15 protein-coding genes and 1 pseudogene are annotated in these 17,712 nt (G+C 45.4%); 13 read left to right on the top strand and 3 right to left on the bottom strand.

Going from position 1 to position 17,712, the window contains the following annotated elements; genetic code table 11:
• Positions 1-13: 13 nt before the first annotated feature.
• Genes OCV99_RS05090 through OCV99_RS05075 form a run of 4 tightly spaced genes read left to right on the top strand, consistent with a single transcriptional unit; the run spans position 14 to position 5,267 of the window.
• On the top strand, positions 14-1,114 hold the full coding sequence (locus tag OCV99_RS05090; RefSeq protein WP_158368842.1) for a glycosyltransferase family 1 protein: 1,101 nt from the start codon (positions 14-16) through the stop codon (positions 1,112-1,114).
• Positions 1,115-1,133: 19 nt separating this feature from the next.
• Complete coding sequence (locus tag OCV99_RS05085; RefSeq protein ID WP_262574929.1) at positions 1,134-2,297, top strand: CDP-glycerol glycerophosphotransferase family protein; 1,164 nt, start codon at positions 1,134-1,136, stop codon at positions 2,295-2,297.
• 7 nt (positions 2,298-2,304) lie between these two features.
• Entirely contained in the window at positions 2,305-3,219 is a 915-nt protein-coding gene (locus OCV99_RS05080; RefSeq protein ID WP_158368838.1) for a glycosyltransferase family 2 protein, read from the top strand.
• Positions 3,204-5,267: an acyltransferase family protein gene (locus OCV99_RS05075; protein WP_158368836.1), complete on the top strand. Its 2,064-nt coding sequence runs from the start codon at positions 3,204-3,206 to the stop codon at positions 5,265-5,267. Before OCV99_RS05080 ends, OCV99_RS05075 begins: the two co-directional genes overlap by 16 nt.
• Before the next feature lie 62 nt (positions 5,268-5,329).
• Here OCV99_RS05075 and glf read toward each other — a convergent pair whose 3' ends face one another.
• From glf to OCV99_RS05060, 3 genes are read right to left on the bottom strand one after another with little or no spacing between them, the layout of a single operon-like run.
• On the bottom strand, positions 5,330-6,427 hold the full coding sequence (gene glf / locus OCV99_RS05070) for a UDP-galactopyranose mutase (RefSeq protein ID WP_158368834.1): 1,098 nt from the start codon (positions 6,425-6,427) through the stop codon (positions 5,330-5,332).
• A gap of 25 nt (positions 6,428-6,452) precedes the next feature.
• Positions 6,453-7,559, bottom strand: coding sequence for a DUF3048 domain-containing protein (locus OCV99_RS05065; protein WP_416810588.1), 1,107 nt, complete (start codon positions 7,557-7,559; stop codon positions 6,453-6,455).
• 29 nt (positions 7,560-7,588) lie between these two features.
• Positions 7,589-8,491 (bottom strand): class I SAM-dependent methyltransferase, encoded by a 903-nt coding sequence (locus OCV99_RS05060; RefSeq protein ID WP_158368830.1) that lies wholly within the window; start codon positions 8,489-8,491, stop codon positions 7,589-7,591.
• A 196-nt stretch (positions 8,492-8,687) separates the two neighbouring features.
• Here OCV99_RS05060 and yedF point away from each other — a divergent pair, with 196 nt between their 5' ends.
• The 9 genes and pseudogenes from yedF to OCV99_RS05015 all read left to right on the top strand — a co-directional run bounded on the left by yedF (position 8,688) and on the right by OCV99_RS05015 (position 17,609).
• On the top strand, positions 8,688-9,299 hold the full coding sequence (gene yedF / locus OCV99_RS05055) for a sulfurtransferase-like selenium metabolism protein YedF (RefSeq protein WP_158368827.1): 612 nt from the start codon (positions 8,688-8,690) through the stop codon (positions 9,297-9,299).
• 39 nt (positions 9,300-9,338) lie between these two features.
• Positions 9,339-10,379 carry a selenide, water dikinase SelD gene (selD, locus tag OCV99_RS05050; RefSeq protein WP_158368825.1) on the top strand — a complete coding sequence of 347 codons (1,041 nt, stop codon included), beginning with the start codon at positions 9,339-9,341 and terminating at the stop codon, positions 10,377-10,379.
• 45 nt (positions 10,380-10,424) lie between these two features.
• Positions 10,425-11,852, top strand: a complete 1,428-nt coding sequence (selA, locus tag OCV99_RS05045) for an L-seryl-tRNA(Sec) selenium transferase (protein ID WP_158368823.1) — start codon at positions 10,425-10,427, stop codon at positions 11,850-11,852.
• 9 nt (positions 11,853-11,861) lie between these two features.
• Positions 11,862-13,775, top strand: a complete 1,914-nt coding sequence (gene selB, locus OCV99_RS05040; protein ID WP_158368821.1) for a selenocysteine-specific translation elongation factor — start codon at positions 11,862-11,864, stop codon at positions 13,773-13,775.
• On the top strand, positions 13,775-14,683 hold the full coding sequence (locus OCV99_RS05035) for a selenium metabolism-associated LysR family transcriptional regulator (protein WP_158368819.1): 909 nt from the start codon (positions 13,775-13,777) through the stop codon (positions 14,681-14,683). The genes selB and OCV99_RS05035 overlap by 1 nt, the downstream gene beginning before the upstream one ends.
• 136 nt (positions 14,684-14,819) lie before the next feature.
• Positions 14,820-15,962, top strand: a complete 1,143-nt coding sequence (locus OCV99_RS05030; RefSeq protein ID WP_158368817.1) for an aminotransferase class V-fold PLP-dependent enzyme — start codon at positions 14,820-14,822, stop codon at positions 15,960-15,962.
• A 36-nt stretch (positions 15,963-15,998) separates the two neighbouring features.
• Positions 15,999-17,102, top strand: a pseudogene (gene yedE / locus OCV99_RS05025) (YedE family putative selenium transporter); the annotation flags it as partial.
• A 65-nt stretch (positions 17,103-17,167) separates the two neighbouring features.
• Complete coding sequence (locus tag OCV99_RS05020; RefSeq protein ID WP_158368813.1) at positions 17,168-17,371, top strand: sulfurtransferase TusA family protein; 204 nt, start codon at positions 17,168-17,170, stop codon at positions 17,369-17,371.
• A gap of 1 nt (position 17,372) precedes the next feature.
• Positions 17,373-17,609, top strand: a complete 237-nt coding sequence (locus tag OCV99_RS05015) for a putative Se/S carrier protein (RefSeq protein ID WP_158368811.1) — start codon at positions 17,373-17,375, stop codon at positions 17,607-17,609.
• Positions 17,610-17,712: the final 103 nt, after the last annotated feature.

Below are 17,712 nucleotides of genomic sequence, written 5' to 3'. Positions count from 1 at the left end.
AGAGGTAAAAACAATGGCGTCTTCTCCTATAAAAGTTGCAATGCTTGTAAATGATTTAGGTATCAATGGGATTAGTACTGTAATTATGAATTATTGCAGAAATCTGGATATGAAACAATTTCAGGTTACCATAGTAGCAGGCGCTCCCATTGCGCCTTTATATCGTTCGGAATGTGAAGCTTTGGGAATTAAATGGTGTCTGCTGCCCGAAAGGAAAACATCTCCCGGTGCGTACTATAAAGCGCTCTTTTCTGTGCTTTCCCGAAAAAGGTTTGATATTGTTCATGTCCATGGGAATAGCGCAACGATTACGCCAGAATTGTTTTTTGCATGGATAAAAGGAATTAAGATCCGTATTGCCCATAGTCATAGCAGTAATTGTACGCATTTGAAAGCACACAGACTGTTACTGCCCTTGTTTAACAGGCTTTATACTCATGCGTTTGCCTGCAGTAATTGCGCGGGAGAATGGCTTTTTGGAAAAAAAGCTTTTATTTTGGTTCCGAATGGTTTCACTGTGAGTCGGTTTCGGTTTTCAGAAGAAAAAAGACAGCAGGTTCGGGCGGAGCTTGGATTGGAAGATAAATTTGTTCTCGGGCATGTAGGACTGTTTAACGCGCCGAAGAATCAGCCTTTTTTGCTAAAGCTGTTTGAAGCAATTGCGCCTCAGGCGTCAGATACTTTTCTTCTTTTGATTGGAACAGGACCTGATTTTGATAAAGTAAGCGAATTAGTTTCACGCCATCCGTACAGAGATCGGATTCTTCTCTATGGAGAGTCAAAAGATCCTTCTGTTTTATATAATGCGATGGATGTTTTTGTTTTTCCATCGATATATGAGGGATTGGGAATTGTTCTTCTGGAAGCGCAGATGAATGGGTTAAAATGTGTTGTTTCTGACAGTGTTCCGGAAGAAGTCAGGTTGGGAAGCAATGTTTCTTTCTTGTCGTTGGAAGAGAATATACAAAAGTGGGTGGAAGAGATATTAGCTCCGTCCCAAATTGACCGTGACAGTTTCTATCAGAAAAACATAGAGGCGATTTCACAGTATGATATCCGGGAAAACGCCCTTGCGCTCATGCGCTTATATAAAAAGATGTATAGGAAGACTTAGCAGGATACGGGAGACTTTTATGAAAAGAGATTGGATAAAAAAGGTTAAGAATAATACAGTTGTTAATGGGATTGTCAGATTGGGAATCGGTACCGTTTTGGCGATTGCGAAAGTATGTATACCGGTAAATGAAAAAAAAATATTATTTGTCTCCTTTAATGGGCTTCGCTATGATGACAGCCCGCGTGTGCTGTATGAGACGATAGTGAAAGATGATTTTTTTAAGGATTATGAGTTGGTTTGGGCATTTACAGAGAAAGAAAAGTATCATATCGCACGTGGAAAAAAGATAGATTTTAATTCTTTCCGCTATCTTCTGGAAGCGCTGAGTGCGGGAATCTGGATAACGAATGTGACTGTTGAACGGGGCTTTCATTTGAAAAGAAAGAAAACATTATATGTTGACACCTGGCATGGAACTCCCTTAAAAAAAATTGGAAGTGATGCGGTCGGTAATGAAAATGAAGATTGCACGCTTGGAAGTATTGACTTGTTTTGTGCACAGAGTGAATATGATAAGAAGATTTTTTCAAGAGTATATCATGTCCCGGCGGAAAATATTCTGATTTCAGATTTGCCGAGAAATGACTCGTTAGTTACATATACGCCAGAAGAAATTCAGAAAATCAAGCGGTCTTTGGGAATTGCGCAGGATAAAAAAGTTCTTTTATATATGCCTACATATAGAGAATATGATGTTACAGAAGAGAATTATCTTTCGCTGACGCCTCCGATTGACCTGAAAAAATGGGAGGCTTTATTAAAGGATAAATATGTACTGTTGATTCGGGCGCATTACCTTGTGGAAAAGCAAATGGATATTCCGGATAATAGTTTTGCGCAATCTGTTACAAACTATGAAAAACTAAATGATCTGTATGCAATTTCTGATATATTGATTTCGGATTATTCCAGCGCTTATTTTGATTTTGGAATTTTGAAAAAACCGGTAGTATGTTTTGCATATGACAGAGATACATATCTGAAATTGCGGGGACTTTATCTGGATTTATCAGAATTGCCGGGGCCTGTCTGCCGGAACGAAGATGAAGTGATTGATTTTCTTTTGCATCCCCGGATAGATGAGCGGGCGATTAATGAATTTAAAAATAAATTTACGCCTGTATCGGGAAATGCGGCAAAAAAGGTTCTGGACAGGCTTAAACAATTAATAGAAAGGTAAAAGAATTATGAACAAACTGGCAATCCTTGTAGTTACTTATAATAGAAAAGAATTATTGAAAGAAAATATGGCTGCAATTTTTAATCAAACCTGTCAGGAATTTGATTATTATATATGTGATAATGCGAGTACAGATGGTACGGAAAGCATTGTAAAAGAACAGATGCGGCAGCATGCCAACTTGTATTATTATAATACCGGAAAAAATTTGGGAGGCGCAGGAGGTTTTTCTTATGGGTTAAAAATGATTGCCCAGAAAGATTATGATTTCTGCTGGTTGATGGATGACGATTCCATTCCTCAAAGTGATGCGTTAGAAGCGCTTGCACGGGCAGCGGATACTCTGGGAAAAGAGTCTTTTTCTTATTTGGGTTCAACGGTTCTGTGGATGGACGGTACTCCGTGTGTAATGAATCAATTTGTTCCGGGAACGAATGTGTATGATAATCTGAGAGCCACACAAAATGGGCTGATTCCGATAGAATACGGCTCTTTTGTCGGCTGTTTTGTTAATTTACTATATACACGAAAAGTTGGACTTCCGATTAAAGAATTCTTTATATATGGGGATGATACAGAATATACCTTACGTTTGCATAAGGAAAAGCCTGCGTATATGTGCTCTCAGAGTGTGATTATACATAAAATGGACAGCAACACCCGGATTGGCGTATCGGAAGTTCCGGTTGAAAGAATTTCCAGATATCAATATTCTTACCGGAACAGAATCTATGTTTTTAGAAACCGCAGAGGCTATTCCTGGTTTAAAATTCTTTATCTTTATGCAAAAGAATGTGCAAAAGTGATAATACGTGCAAAGGATCATAAATGGAAAAGATTGGAAACCATAGGGAAAGGTTTTTTTGCAGGACTGCGTTTTCATCCTGACATTGAAATGGTAGAAACATGGAAGAGGGAGTAAAGTCAACAAAAAGAATCGGTTACCTGGATATCGCAAAAGGCTTTTCCATGATCTGTATTGTTATGGGACATCTGGGGATCGGCAGTTTAAATGCATTTGTCTATACGTTTCATGTTCCGATTTTCTTTTTGATAAGCGGGTATTTTCTTTCGGACAAGCTTTCGGTTTCCGAATTTGCGAAGAAGAAGGCAAGGCAGCTGCTTGTCCCATATGTGGTTACTTCCTGCTGTATCATAGTTGGCGCTACACTCAGAGATGTGCTAGAAACCGGGAGTTTGGAAAATGTCGTTTATGACATAAAGACATGGACGGTTGCTGCATTGTACGGAAGCGGAACCATCGAATACCAGGAGCCTTTTTATATGAAGCAGATTGGGGCAATCTGGTTTTTGCTGGCGTTGTTTTTTGCTTTGCTTATCGTACGGTTTGCAATGCAATATCAATATGGTTTTGCCGGGGTTATAATCCTGGCATATGTCGGTTATAAGACGACAACGATGGTTTGGCTTCCATGGAGTATTCAGGCGGGAATGACGGCGGCGGTCTTTGTCTATATCGGGCTGCTGGCGCGGAAAGGTCGGGTATTGGAGAAAAAGCCGCACCCGGCTATTATCAGTGTGGCAGCAGGTATCTGGCTGGTTTGTATTCTTTTCGGCGGCCATCTGTACATAGTAAGAAATCATTTTGAAAATGGATTCCTTGATGTAATTGGCGCATTAGCGGGAAGCTATATTGTGATACTGCTCTGTGAAAAGTTAGAGAAATACACAAATTGTATTGCCCGGTTTTTAAAATTTCTGGGAAAAAATTCTCTGTTCTTTTTGTGTTGTCACGCATTAGAGCTTCAGGCGATTCCATGGCAGTTCGTATGGACAGTATTCGGAGAGAAGTTAAAGCTGCAGACAGCGACGGTTGTGACGATATGGGTGTGTTTACGGGTAGTTCTGTGTTCTCTTGGCGTGTTGGTATGCCTGCAGATAAAGAAATTCATTCCGTGTCTGAAAGAGAAGTGGATGATGCGGGAACGAAAGGTCGGGAAATGGAACCAGAATACGGGAAAAGACAGAATAAAATACTGGAATATTGCCAAGGGTATTGCGATATTATTGATGATATTAGGACATGCAGAAGGGATTCCGGCATATCTGCGGACGATTATCTTTTCCTTCCATATGCCATTGCTTATTATTGCAAATGGCTATTTTATTAAGTCCTATGATATAAAAAGGACTTTCAAAAAATCCGTAAAGTCCCTGCTGGTTCCGTATATGGAAGTTTGCCTGATTTCAGCGGTTATTTATACCGTAGTGGCAGAGAATGGGTCTGCAGCGGAGCGGTTTCTGTATAAGATAAAAGCGATGCTGGGAGGTATGAGTAAAATATCAACCAGATTCGAGAGTTTTGATTCGGTGTGGCTGGTCTGGTTTGTCTGCTGTCTGTTTGTAACGCGGAATTTATATGTGATTCTTATGAAGCTTTTAGAAAATTATTCTTCCGGCATTCGGTTGGGCGTTTTGGTATTGCTGGCCTTTGCAGGATATGTGGTGGGCAAATATTATGCATTTCTGCCGTGGAGCCTGGATGTGGCTTTGGTATCTCTGCTATTTATGGCAGTGGGGGACTGGCTGAGACGGAATAAATTTTTTGAAACAAATGGTGCATATAAGTTGGCGATACCTGCTGCTGTGTGGATATATTTCCTGACAAAGGGTATCTGTATAGAATTAGCAACCCGATCTTACCCGCTGGGAATCTGGTGCATCGTTGAGGCGGTGGCAGGGAGTCTGACGGTGATATCTTTATCTCAGCTTTTAAGCAGATACCGAGGCATAACGAATATTCTCTCCTGGATTGGACAGAATACCATGCTGATTTTGGCGCTCCATTGTCTGGAAATGATGTATTTTAATTGGAATGACCTGGTATTTAGCCGTCTTCCTTTTGAAATGAATTGGTTTCGGATTTTCGTAATAAAGACAGCGGTTATTCTGGCGGTTACTGCAGGGATTGATATGATAAAGCGGAGATTTGTAAAAAGTATAAGATAAAAATTTTACGAAGAGAGGGGCTGAAATGCCCCTTTCTTATGTTAGCTGTTTTGCATCTGCTTTTACAACTCCCTTACGGCTGTCAGAGCTGCTTCAATAACTTTATCCATATCATAGTATTTATAATTGCCGAGGCGCCCGCCGAAGATGACATTCTCTTCTTTGTCCGCAAGTTCTTTATATCGGGCGAAGAGGGCATTGTTCTTTTCATCGTTTACCGGGTAGTAAGGCTCCATGCCGACGCTCCACTCGGAGGAATATTCCCTGGAGATGACGGTCTTTGGCTGCTTTCCGAATTCAAAGTGCTTGTGTTCGATGATTCTTGTGTAAGGCACTTCACGTTCGGTATAATTTATCACGGCATTGCCCTGGTAGTTGTCGCAGTCTAAGACTTCTGTCTCGAAGCGGACGGAGCGGTATTCCAGTGCGCCCAGCTTATAGTCAAAATACTCGTCAATCATTCCGGTAAAGATGATTTTACCGGCAATGTCCGGCTGTTCCTTTCGGAGTGAGAAGAAGTCGACTCCGGTCTCTACGTCGCAGCCCTCCAGCATTTTCTCTACAATGGCTGTATATCCGCCGATGGGGATACCCTGATAGCGGTCGTTAAAATAATTGTTATCGTAGGTGAAACGGAAGGGGAGACGCTTGATGATGAAGGCAGGGAGGTCTTTGCAGTCCCGGCCCCACTGCTTTTCTGTATAGCCCTTAATCAGCTTCTCATATACGTCTCGTCCGCCCAGGGACAGCGCCTGCTCTTCTAAGTTCGCAGGTTCCGTGATGCCGCTTTCTGCAACCTGCTTTTCAATCATGGCCTTTGCTTCCTGAGGCGTACGGATATTCCACATTTTGCTGAAGGTGTTCATGTTGAAGGGCAGGTTATAAAGCTCGTCTTTGTAGACGGCAATGGGTGAATTGATATAATTGTTGAATTCGGCAAACTGGTTGATATAGTCCCATACTTCTTTGTTGGAGGTGTGGAAAATATGCGCGCCGTATTTGTGTACATTGATACCTTCTATATTTTCACAGTAGATATTTCCGGCAATATGATCTCGTCTGTCGATAACAAGACAGGATTTTCCCTGTTTCGTCAGTTCGTGTGCCATTACAGCGCCGTACAGCCCGGCGCCTACAATCAGATAATCATAAGTTTTCATGAAAAATTCCTCGCTTTCATTTCTTTTATTGAAATACCGCCTGATTTGGGTAATTCATTGCAATATAAGTCTTGCCACGGTTGATGGAAATCTCGTTCCCGCTTTCGTCGAAGAATTTCAGACGGGACCACTCGTTGTTTGCTTCCTTCATCCAGTGGATTTTCTGGATACCGCCGTTAGAAATGTAGTATCCCACGGAATTGTCACCGCCGTCCCAATCCACTTCTTTGTGCCCGATGGAATCCCGGACAGAAATGGAAGTTTCCAGCACGAATACATTGGTAAATGAAAGCTGGTTTCCGGTTTTAGCATCAATCTGCGGCTGGCCGGAGTTTTCCTTCTTGTAGGTTTTGCTTGCAGCGTCATAAGTTAAAGCGGCAGACTGCTGGCCGAAATTGATATCAATCCGTGTACAGTCGCTTCCTTCCGGCTTCAACTGTTCGTTAAGTCCGTTGAAGGAGAATGCGGGATCCCTTTTGTCTTCGGTAAGATCCAGGCGCCGTCCTTCTGCCTGCACAACAGAGGCAAATTTTGTGCCGTCGAAATATCCGGTGTGTTCCAGCGCGTATCCGGCATTCAGCCGTTCCTGGTCGCGACCGAAAAAGCCGCCCTGACCGCTGATGCCGTCGTACTGATCTAACTGCAGCAGTTCCAGATAGTCTGCGATACTGTCATCAATTCCCCAATTGACATAGAAAGCGTCAAACCCCTGTGAGAGCGCCGGGAAATAATAGCGGCAGCTTCGGATGGGACAGATTTGGGGTATGGTTGTGTAGTCCGCGTAGAGTGCCATGAATCTGGTCTGATCTCCCTCGACGGGAATTTCAAAAATAATGTCTGCCTTTTCAATCCCATATTGAGGCATTGCTTTGGGTATATTATTTACCATGACCGCAACAGGACGTTTGCCGATGGCGGCGTCCGTCAGGTCAGGGATTCCTGTCAGCAGATTTTGGTTTGCCGGGATTGGCTCTTCCGGTTCCGGCTCCGGCTCTTTTTCTTCTTCCTCTACAACAGCTTCCCTCTCTTCTTTTACCGGTTCTTTTTCCTCTTCCTTCTTTTTGGAACATGCCGGAAGCATGGACACGGCAAGAAGCAGAGTAAGCAGAAGATATAATTTCTTTTTCAAAATAGTATCCCTCCCCATTCATTTTTCTTTTATTATACCGTGGATTCAGGGTACGCGCAATCTTTTCCGAAAGCCTGTTTTGCCTCCCAGCGGCCGGAAGCGCCGCAGGGCAGTACCAGCCCGGTGGTTGTGACAGGCAGCCCGATTTCCTGAGATTCTACGGTACCATTCCAGGATTTCAGTTCCGTACCCAGCATATAAGTTAAAACTGCGGGCGCCAGCCCGGTGGTATAGGAATTTACCAGGAAGAACAAAGGATTGTCGGATAAAATATTGGTACACAGCTTGATGAAAGGGTGAATGGAATCTTCAATCTTCCAGATCTCGCCCTTTGGTCCGCGTCCGTAAGAAGGCGGATCCATGATAATAGCATCATAATGGTTGCCCCTGCGGATCTCACGTTCTACGAATTTTACACAATCGTCTACCAGCCAGCGGATGGGAGCGTCTTTCAGACCGGAGGAGACGGCATTTTCTTTCGCCCATGCAACCATCCCTTTTGAAGCGTCTACATGGGTAACGCTGGCTCCGGCTGCCGCAGCGGCAAGGGTAGCGCCTCCGGTGTAGGCGAACAGATTTAATACCTTAACCGGTCTTCCCGCGCTGCGGATTTTTTCAGAGAACCAGTCCCAGTTGGCAGCTTGTTCCGGGAAAAGCCCGGTATGTTTGAAGCTGAAAGGCTTCAGATTAAAAGTCAGGTCATGATATTGAATCTGCCATTGCTCAGGAAGATGGAAGAATTCCCATTCACCGCCGCCCTTTTTACTGCGGTGATAGTGTCCGTTTTTGTGCTTCCATCCCGGATCCTTGCGGGGAGTGTCCCAGATGACCTGTGGGTCCGGGCGGACAAGAAGATAGTCCCCCCAGCGCTCTAACTTTTCGCCTTTGCTGCAATCTATTACTTCATAATCTTTCCAGTTATCAGCAATCCACATGATTTTAGAATACCTCTCTTTCGCATTAGTGCCTGTTGCTCCCTATTATAAAAGAAAACCTGTCTGCCTGTAAAGCAGGAAGAAATAAAACTTGGATAAAACTTCTGGTTTACCTTTAGGGGAAAGAGTGATAGAATGTATCTATAAGTGAAGAAGTGGGGACTTCGTAAGATAATTTTAAAAGGAGAAATGAAAGATGATTACAGTAAATGCAATGGGCGATAATTGCCCGATCCCGGTTATTAAAACAAAGAAAGCAATGCAGGCGCTTACCGGTTCTGAGACGATTGAAGTTCTGGTCGATAATGAGATTGCCGTACAGAATGTAACGAAGATGGCTGCTTCAAGCGGCGGCAAGGTTACATCTGAGAAGCTTGGAGAGAAGGAATATAAAGTAACGATTGCGATGGAAGGCGCGCCTGCGGCAGCGGCTTCTGAAGAAGGAGGAGAAACCTGTATGCCGGATAAAAGAAATAATACGGTAGTAGTGGTGTCCTCAGACCGTATGGGAGAGGGAAACGACGCGTTAGGTAAAGTTCTGATTAAGGGATTTATTTTTGCAGTAACCCAGTTGGACGAGCTGCCGAAGACGATGCTTTTCTATAATGGCGGAGCTACTCTTACCTGTGAAGGCTCTGATTCATTAGAAGATCTGAAATCACTGGAGGCACAGGGCGTGCAGATTATGACCTGCGGAACATGCCTGGATTATTACGGACTGAAAGAGAAGCTTGCAGTAGGAAGTGTTACGAACATGTATAGCATTGTAGAGACGATGGCAGGCGCGTCTAACATTATAAAGCCTTAAAGGAGAGAAAAAGAAGCAATTGAGGAGGAAGTTTATTCTATGAAATCAGATGTCAAATTAACCCAGCTTAGTAAAACAGCAGGATGAGCCGCTAAAATTGGTCCGGAGACCCTTGCTCAGGTTCTGAGCAAGCTGCCTCAGTTTCATGATGACAATCTTATTGTCGGTATTGAAACTTCCGATGATGCAGCCATCTATAAGGTTACAGATGAAATCGCTATGATCCAGACAGTCGACTTCTTCACTCCAATTGTCGATGATCCCTACATGTTTGGACAGATAGCGGCGGCAAACTCCCTGAGTGACGTTTGGGCAATGGGAGGCGAACCGGCTGTGGCGCTGAATATTGTAGGATTCCCCAATTGTCTTGATCCGGCAATTTTGGGCGATATCCTTGCAGGAGGCGCTGATAAAGTGAAAGAAGCGGGAGCAGTCCTGGTGGGAGGCCATTCCGTCCAGGACGATGAGCCAAAATACGGACTTTGTGTGTCCGGCTTTGTGCATCCCGATAAGATATTTAAAAATTATGGCTGCAGACCAGGAGACATTCTGGTGCTGACGAAACAGATTGGGAGCGGTGTCATAAATACTGCCATCAAAGCGGATATGGCTTCGCCATCCGCTATCAGAGAAGCGCAGACGGTTATGGCATCATTGAATAAAAAAGGAAAACAGGCTGTCGAAAAATTTGACGTGTCCGCATGTACGGACATTACCGGCTTCGGTCTTTTGGGACATTGTGTGGAGATGGCTTCGGCCAGTGAGGTAACCTTTGAGTTGAATGTAAAGGATATCGCCTACATGGAAGAGGCAATCGCTTATGCAAAAATGGGACTGATTCCGGCGGGAGCATACAAGAACCGGGGATATTCTATCGGGAAGGTAGATACAGGGGCGGTAGAAGAGCATTATCTTGACCTTCTTTACGATCCCCAGACCTCCGGCGGGCTTTTGATTAGTGTAAGTCCGGACGATCTCCCGGAGATGCTTAGAAGTTTCGACAGGGCAGGAATGGACACAAGAGTGTCCGTTATTGGAAGAGTCGCAGAAAAGAGTGACAAATTAATCCGGTTATTCTAAGAAAATTATGCAGGTTTTGAGAGGATACGAGAAGGAAATATAAGGATGGATAAGAATAATTTATACCGGAGTATTCCGAAAGTAGATGTGCTCCTGGAAGATGCCGATGTGCAGGCAATGATAGAACGCTACAGCAGGGATACGGTAATGGAAGCGATTCATATAGAGATGGATAAGCTTCGCGCATTTATCGGAAAAAGCGGGGACGAAGAGGAAGCGATGGCGCAGATTGCTATGCTGAAAAGCCATATTGAGATGACGGTTGCCGCTATGCACACCCCCAATATGCGGATGGTAGTAAACGGAACCGGTACGGTGCTGCACACGAATCTTGGCCGTGCCCCCATTGCTCGGGAGCACATGGAACGAATTGCGGCGCTGGCAACCGGGTATTCAAATCTGGAGTATAATCTGGAAGAAGGCAGGAGGGGAGAGAGATATTCTCATTTTGAAAAGCTTCTGTGTAAGCTTACCGGCGCTGAAGCTGCTATGGCCGTCAATAATAATGCGGCGGCGGTTATGCTTATCTTAAGTTCTCTGGCAAAAGGCGGAGAAGTGGTAGTATCCCGCGGAGAACTGGTAGAGATTGGCGGTAAATTCCGGATTCCGGATGTGATGGAGCAAAGCGGCGCTGCGTTAGTAGAGGTGGGCACGACGAATAAGACCCATTACAGCGATTATGAGGAAGCAATTACAGAAGAGACGAAGGCACTTTTGAAAGTGCATACAAGCAATTACCGGATTGTGGGATTTACGGATACGGTGGGGATTGATGAATTGGTTCCGCTGGCGAAGGAACATGGTCTTCCGGTTATCGAAGATCTGGGAAGCGGCGTGCTGATTGATTTGAGTAAATATGGGATTACCTATGAGCCTACGGTGCAGGATTCCATACGGAAAGGAGCAGACGTGGTCTGCTTTAGCGGCGACAAATTGCTGGGAGGCCCGCAGGCAGGCATTATCATTGGCAGGAAGAAATATATTGATAAGATGAAGAAAAATCAGCTTACCAGGGCGCTCAGAATAGACAAGTTTACAGCGGCATCCTTAGAGCTGGTTCTGCAGGAATATCTGTCAGAGGAAAAGGCGATTCGGAATATTCCGGTGCTTCGGATGATTACGAAGCCGCAGGAAGAGATCGCCAGGGAAGCCAGGCGGCTGCAGCGGATTTTAAGGAATGCCGGACTCCCGGCGAAGATTGGTACGGCGGCGTGCGAGTCCCAGATTGGCGGAGGTTCCCTGCCGCTGGAGAGGCTTCCCAGCACGGCAGTTACCATTAAGCCGGAGAAAATCAGTGTGCCGGAGCTTGAAGAGCGTATGCGGCATCTTCCGGTTCCAGTCATTCCAAGAACAGTGAATGATACGATTCTTTTGGATGTAAGGACGCTGCAGAGCAAAGAGTTTCATTTGATCGCAGATCAGTTAAAAGAGCTTGAAGTATTGGAAAAGACAAGCTTGATTGCGGCGCGTTAAGGAGCAGATATGAAGAACATAATTATAGGAACCGCGGGACATATTGACCACGGGAAAACGACGCTGATTAAGGCGCTTACCGGGAGGAATACAGATCGGTGGGAAGAAGAGCAGAAGAGGGGAATTACGATCGACCTTGGCTTTACGTGGTTTGATTTGCCCGGCGGAGACCGTGCGGGTATTATTGATGTGCCGGGACATGAGAAATTTATCAACAATATGGTTGCCGGAGTTGTAGGAATGGATTTGGTTATGCTGGTAATTGCGGCAGACGAAGGTGTGATGCCTCAGACCAGAGAACACATGGACATTCTTAAGCTTCTGGGAATTGAGAAGAGTATTATTGTGCTGAACAAATGTGATCTGGTGGATGAAGAGTGGCTGGAGCTTGTGGAGGAAGAGATCCGAGAAGAACTTGCCGGTACTTTTCTGGAGCAGGCTCCGGTGGTTAAAGTGTCTGCTGCTACCGGGCAGGGACTTCCGGCGCTTATAGAGACCATTGAACATATGACCAGGGATGAAGTTGTGCAGAAGGATGTCACGACGATTCCAAGGCTTCCCATCGACCGTGCATTTTCCCTGCCGGGTTTTGGGACAATCATTACCGGAACCCTGCTTACGGGAAGCATTTCCAGGGATGATACTCTTGAGATGTATCCCATCGGGAAGAACAGCAAAATCCGGAATATTCAGGTGCATGGAGAAGATCGGGAACGATGCTATGCCGGACAGCGTGTGGCAATTAATCTGTCTAATATTAAGAAAAGAGAGATTGGAAGAGGCTGTGTGCTGGCTCCGCCTGATAGTATGAAAAATACCGATCTTCTGGATGTAAAGCTGGATGTGCTGGAGTCTTCTATGCGGGTGCTTACCAATCATACAAGACTTCACTTTTTCACAGGTACCAGTGAGATTCTCTGCCGTGCCGTGCTTCTTGACAAAGAAGAAATCGGACCGGGGGAGAGCGGATATGTGCAGCTTCGGCTGGAGGAGGAAATTGCTCTTCGCAGAGGTGATAAGTTTGTGGTACGTTTCTACTCTCCGATGGAAACCATCGGCGGCGGCGTAGTGCTGGAACCAAATCCCTGTATCCATAAGCGTTTTCAGGAAAATGTAATCCGTGAGCTGGAGCAGAAGGAATCCGGTTCTTCGGCAGATGTGATTGAACTGCATGTCAAATCCCACGGCGACACCATGATTACGCAGACGGAGCTTGCGAAGCTTACAGCGCTTGCTATGGACGAGGTGGTAAGGGATGTGAAGGAACTGGAAGAGCAGAAGCTTGTGAAGACATTTGCCATGAAAAAGGACACCTATGTGTGGCACCGGGATTCTGAACGGCAGGCACGGGAGAGGCTTCTGCATGCTCTAGAGGAGTATGAGAAGAAATACCCTTACCGGTACGGTATGAAGAAGGCGGAAGTGCAGATGACATTTTTCAAGAAATGGAAGCCGAATGTATTTGACCGGTATGTAACCGTCCTGGAGGAAGAAGGAGTTCTCCGCAGGGTGGAAGAATTTCTCTGTACGCCGGACTTCCAGGTGCGCAAGGATAACGTCTACGATAAGGTTTCTTCGGTAATCCTGAAGACGGTGAGAGAGGCGGGATTCGATTTTGTACGTTACTCAGATATGGAATTTGGAAGTGTTCCCCGGGAAGTGGCGGATGACATTCTGAATATTCTTCTGGAAGAGAAACAGATTGTCAGAGTGACCGATGATATGTGTACCCTGACGGAGTATATGGAACAGGCGAAAGAAAAAATCAGCGAGAAACTTAACGTCAACCCGGTGATAACTATCGCGGAGGTAAGAGATATGTTTGGAACCAGCCGCAAAAGCGCCAAACCGATTCTGGAATATATGGACAGCATAAAAGTGACGAAGAAGACCGGAGCAGAAAGTGAAAGGGTAAAATATTAATGAATTTAAAACAGTTAGAGGCATTTGTGGAAGTTGCCGAAGGAGGGAGTTTTTCCAAGGCCGCAAAGACTTTGTTTTTGACGCAGCCTACAATCAGCGCGCATATTTCCGCGTTAGAAAAGGAGCTGGAGGTACGGCTCTTTGTGCGGAATACGAAGGAAGTGAATATGTCGGATGACGGACAGAAGCTTTACCGGTATGCCAGACAGATTGTGGATCTGGAGAAGAGAATCGAGGAAGAATTCGGCGCGGCAAAAGAAGAAGGCAGGAAATGCATTACGATTGCTGCGTCGACGATTCCTTCCCAGTATTTGCTTCCGAAGATCCTGATAAGGTTTCGTGAAAGATATCCTGATGAACAGCTTAGGGTTATGGAGATGGATAGTTCCCAGGTGGTAGATCAGGTTGTTTCTCATGTGGTGGATATTGGGTTTACGGGGACGGTGCTGGAGAAAAAGCATTGTAAATATATTCCGTTTTATAAGGATGATCTTGTAATTATTATGCCGAATACGGAAAAATACCGAATCTTCAAATCCAATCCGAAAGATATTTCCTGGGTGCGGCAGGAGGCGGTTATTCTCCGGGAGGAAGGTTCCGGCACAAGGAAAGAGGCGGAGAAGCAGTTGAAATCCCTGGGAATCCGCATGGCGGATTTGAATATTGTTGCCAGTATTGAGAATCAGGAGACCATTAAGAAATCCGTAGCAAATGGAATGGGAATTTCTATTCTGTCAAGACTTGCCACAGAGGATGAGGTAAAAGAAGAGCGGATTCTTGCGATTCCGATTCCCTATGCGGATGATGGCAGAGACATTAATGTGGTATATAATAAAAATTATCAGCTGCCTGCTTCAGCGGAGCGGTTTTTGAAGATAGTAAAAGAAGTATATTTGAATGAAAGATAACGGACAAGCGCTGCTTATAGAAAGATGCTATAGACAGCGCTTACCTATTGCGTTTTTTTATTAGACTGAAAGAGATAAAAATCATATACTTAACGTATAGCGATGATATTTTGGGAAAATCAGAGAGGGAATAACAATGATATATATGGATAATGCAGCGACGACGATGCATAAGCCTCAGGAAGTGATTGACGCAGTAGCTGCAGCTATGGCTTCTATGGGAAATGCCGGCAGGGGAGCCCATGGAGCGGCGCTCAGCGCTTCTAGGATAATTTACGATACGAGAGACATGCTGTGCCGGTTTTTTGGGGGGACGAGTCCGAAGCAGATTGTATTTACGGCAAATTCTACAGAAAGCCTGAATATTGCGATCAAAGGGGTGTTGAATCCGGGAGATCATGTAATTACTACGATGCTGGAGCACAATTCTGTTCTGCGTCCGCTTTATGAGATGCAGGAGAAGGGGGTGGCGCTTACTATTGTAAAGAGCAATCCCCGGGGGACTCTCCGGTATGAGGATATCGAAGAGGCAATCCGCCCGGAAACGAAGGCAATTGTCTGTACCAATGGCTCCAATCTGACGGGGAATCTGGTGGATATCCGCCGGGTTGGGGAGATTGCAAAGAGACATGGCGTGCTGTTTATTGTGGATGCATCCCAGACAGCGGGTGTATTTCCGATTGATGTACAGGAGATGCAGATTGACATTCTCTGTTTTACAGGTCACAAAGGGCTGCTGGGTCCCCAGGGGACAGGGGGCATGTATGTGCGGGAAGGGCTTTTTGTCCGGCCGTTAAAGAGCGGTGGCAGCGGAGTACAGACTTACAGCAGGACGCATCCGTCCGAGATGCCGACGGCACTGGAGGCGGGAACCCTGAACGGACATGGCATTGCGGGGCTGCATGCGGCGCTTCATTACCTGGAACGGACAGGGATTGACACGATCCGCCGCCGGGAACAGGAATTGATGTGGAGGTTTTATGAAGGGGTGAAGGACATTCCGAATGTAAAGGTGTACGGAGATTTTTGTACAAAAGACAGGTGTGCAATTGTGACGTTGAACATCGGTGATTATGATTCTTCAGAAGTGAGTGATGAGCTTCTTATGGAATATGATATTTCTACCAGACCGGGAGCGCACTGCGCGCCGCTTATGCATGAGGCTCTGGGGACGGTGGAGCAGGGAGCTGTGAGATTCAGTTTTTCGCATTACAATACGGATGAAGAAGTGGATACTGCCATTCGGGCAATCCGCGAATTGGCCGTAGAAGAGGCCTGACAATTTCCTGATAAAGGAAGGAGAGAAAAGGAGGAAACACACATGAATTTATCAGATTCAAAGAAAAAATTGGCGATAGCCGGTGTGGTATGCGGACTTATAGCGGCGTGTCTTGCATATTTCGGGAATCCGGCTAACATGGCATTCTGTATTGCCTGCTTTGTGCGCGATACTGCAGGCGCGCTTGGCATGCATCAGGCAGAGGTGGTACAGTATGCAAGACCGGAAATTATCGGTCTGGTATTAGGTTCTTTTATTATTGCAGTAGCAACGAAGGAGTACCGTTCAACGGCGGGATCTTCTCCGATGATCCGGTTTATCCTGGGTATCGTGATTATGATTGGTTCCCTGATTTTCCTGGGCTGCCCGCTGCGTATGGTAATTCGTATGTCAGCAGGAGATTTAAATGCCTGGGTAGCGTTGATTGGATTCATTCTTGGCGTTGCGACAGGAGCCTTTGCACTTAAGAAGGGCTTCAGCCTTGGGCGTGCACATGAGACACAGAAGACAAATGGCGTGGTGATGCCGTCAATTATGGTTGCAATTTTGCTGCTTGCCCTGTTCACTTCACTGCTTAAGGCAAGTGAGACAGGCCCGGGAAGTATGCATGCACCGATTATTTTATCTTTGATCGGCGGATTACTCTTTGGTGCACTTGCACAGAAATCCAGAATGTGTTTCGCAGGAAGTATCCGTGACGTGATACTTATGAAGAACTTTGATTTATTGACCGTAATTATTGGTCTGTTCGCAGTTATGCTGGTGTACAATATTGCAATGGGCAAGTTCGTCCTTGGCTTTGATACACCGGGAATCATTGCACACTCCGATCATCTGTGGAACATCCTCGGCATGTATGCAGTCGGATTTGCCGCAGTATTGGCAGGCGGATGCCCGCTGCGCCAGTTGATTCTTGCAGGACAGGGTTCTTCTGATTCAGCGGTAACTGTTCTTGGCCTGTTCTTTGGAGCTGCTCTGTGCCACAACTTTGGATTAGCGTCCAGCGGAACAGCATTGAATGCAGAAACAGGCGAGGTAGTTGCAGGCGCTGTGACACCGGCAGGTAAAGTGGCATGTATTCTCTGTATTATTGTGTGCTTTGTTATCGCATTTACCAATAAGAGAGAAAAGGTAAAATAAACAGGTGCGTATCGTGCTTGCTTCGTGAGAGATAGTATGGTATTCTAAGAAAGAAGGTAAAATATATGAAAGAAGTAGATGCAAGAGGTCTTTCTTGCCCGGAGCCGCTTATGCTGACGGCTGAGGCGCTTAAGGATGCGAAGGGACCGGTGAAGATTCTGGTCAGCGAGCCGCATCAGAAAATGAATGTGGAGAAATATGCCAAAGATCATGGCAAAAAGGCGACCTCTACGGAGAAGGACGGATGTTTCGAAGTAGTGATTGAGTAACATGAGAAAGAAAGAATTAAAGTTAGTAGTAACCTTTCATACCACCGCTGATGCGATGGCTATGGAAAAGGCATGCAAAGAGCATCATGCGCCGGGGAGACTGATTCCCGTGCCGAGAACCATTTCCGCCGGATGCGGGTTGTCCTGGTGTGCGGAACTTGGCGACAGGGATGTCATCAAGGCAGTTATGCAGGAAGTTGGAATTGAAGAAGAAGAGATGCACGAATGTATGGTGTAGGGTTTGCAGGAAGAACCGGGAGTTTTTGGCTCCCGGTTCTTCCTTTTCTATATAACAGGAAATTAGATGAAAAGTTTAATTCATAGAAAAAACAAATATAAAA

It is taken from the genome of Dorea acetigenes (assembly GCF_025567385.1).
Taxonomy (GTDB): Bacteria; Bacillota; Clostridia; order Lachnospirales; family Lachnospiraceae; genus Claveliimonas; species Claveliimonas acetigenes.
This window is presented reverse-complemented; position numbering and strand designations above follow the sequence as displayed.

Bases quoted from the DNA above. Each gene is read 5' to 3' on its own strand.
- selB (WP_158368821.1), top strand. From the start codon at position 11,862: ATGAAGAACATAATTATAGGAACCGCGGGACATATTGACCACGGGAAA.
- glf (WP_158368834.1), bottom strand. From the start codon at position 6,427: ATGAAAACTTATGATTATCTGATTGTAGGCGCCGGGCTGTACGGCGCT.
- OCV99_RS05015 (WP_158368811.1), top strand. From the start codon at position 17,373: ATGAGAAAGAAAGAATTAAAGTTAGTAGTAACCTTTCATACCACCGCT.
- OCV99_RS05080 (WP_158368838.1), top strand. From the start codon at position 2,305: ATGAACAAACTGGCAATCCTTGTAGTTACTTATAATAGAAAAGAATTA.
- OCV99_RS05030 (WP_158368817.1), top strand. From the start codon at position 14,820: ATGATATATATGGATAATGCAGCGACGACGATGCATAAGCCTCAGGAA.
- OCV99_RS05090 (WP_158368842.1), top strand. From the start codon at position 14: ATGGCGTCTTCTCCTATAAAAGTTGCAATGCTTGTAAATGATTTAGGT.
- OCV99_RS05060 (WP_158368830.1), bottom strand. From the start codon at position 8,491: ATGTGGATTGCTGATAACTGGAAAGATTATGAAGTAATAGATTGCAGC.
- OCV99_RS05085 (WP_262574929.1), top strand. From the start codon at position 1,134: ATGAAAAGAGATTGGATAAAAAAGGTTAAGAATAATACAGTTGTTAAT.
- OCV99_RS05035 (WP_158368819.1), top strand. From the start codon at position 13,775: ATGAATTTAAAACAGTTAGAGGCATTTGTGGAAGTTGCCGAAGGAGGG.
- OCV99_RS05020 (WP_158368813.1), top strand. From the start codon at position 17,168: ATGAAAGAAGTAGATGCAAGAGGTCTTTCTTGCCCGGAGCCGCTTATG.
- selA (WP_158368823.1), top strand. From the start codon at position 10,425: ATGGATAAGAATAATTTATACCGGAGTATTCCGAAAGTAGATGTGCTC.
- OCV99_RS05075 (WP_158368836.1), top strand. From the start codon at position 3,204: ATGGAAGAGGGAGTAAAGTCAACAAAAAGAATCGGTTACCTGGATATC.
- yedF (WP_158368827.1), top strand. From the start codon at position 8,688: ATGATTACAGTAAATGCAATGGGCGATAATTGCCCGATCCCGGTTATT.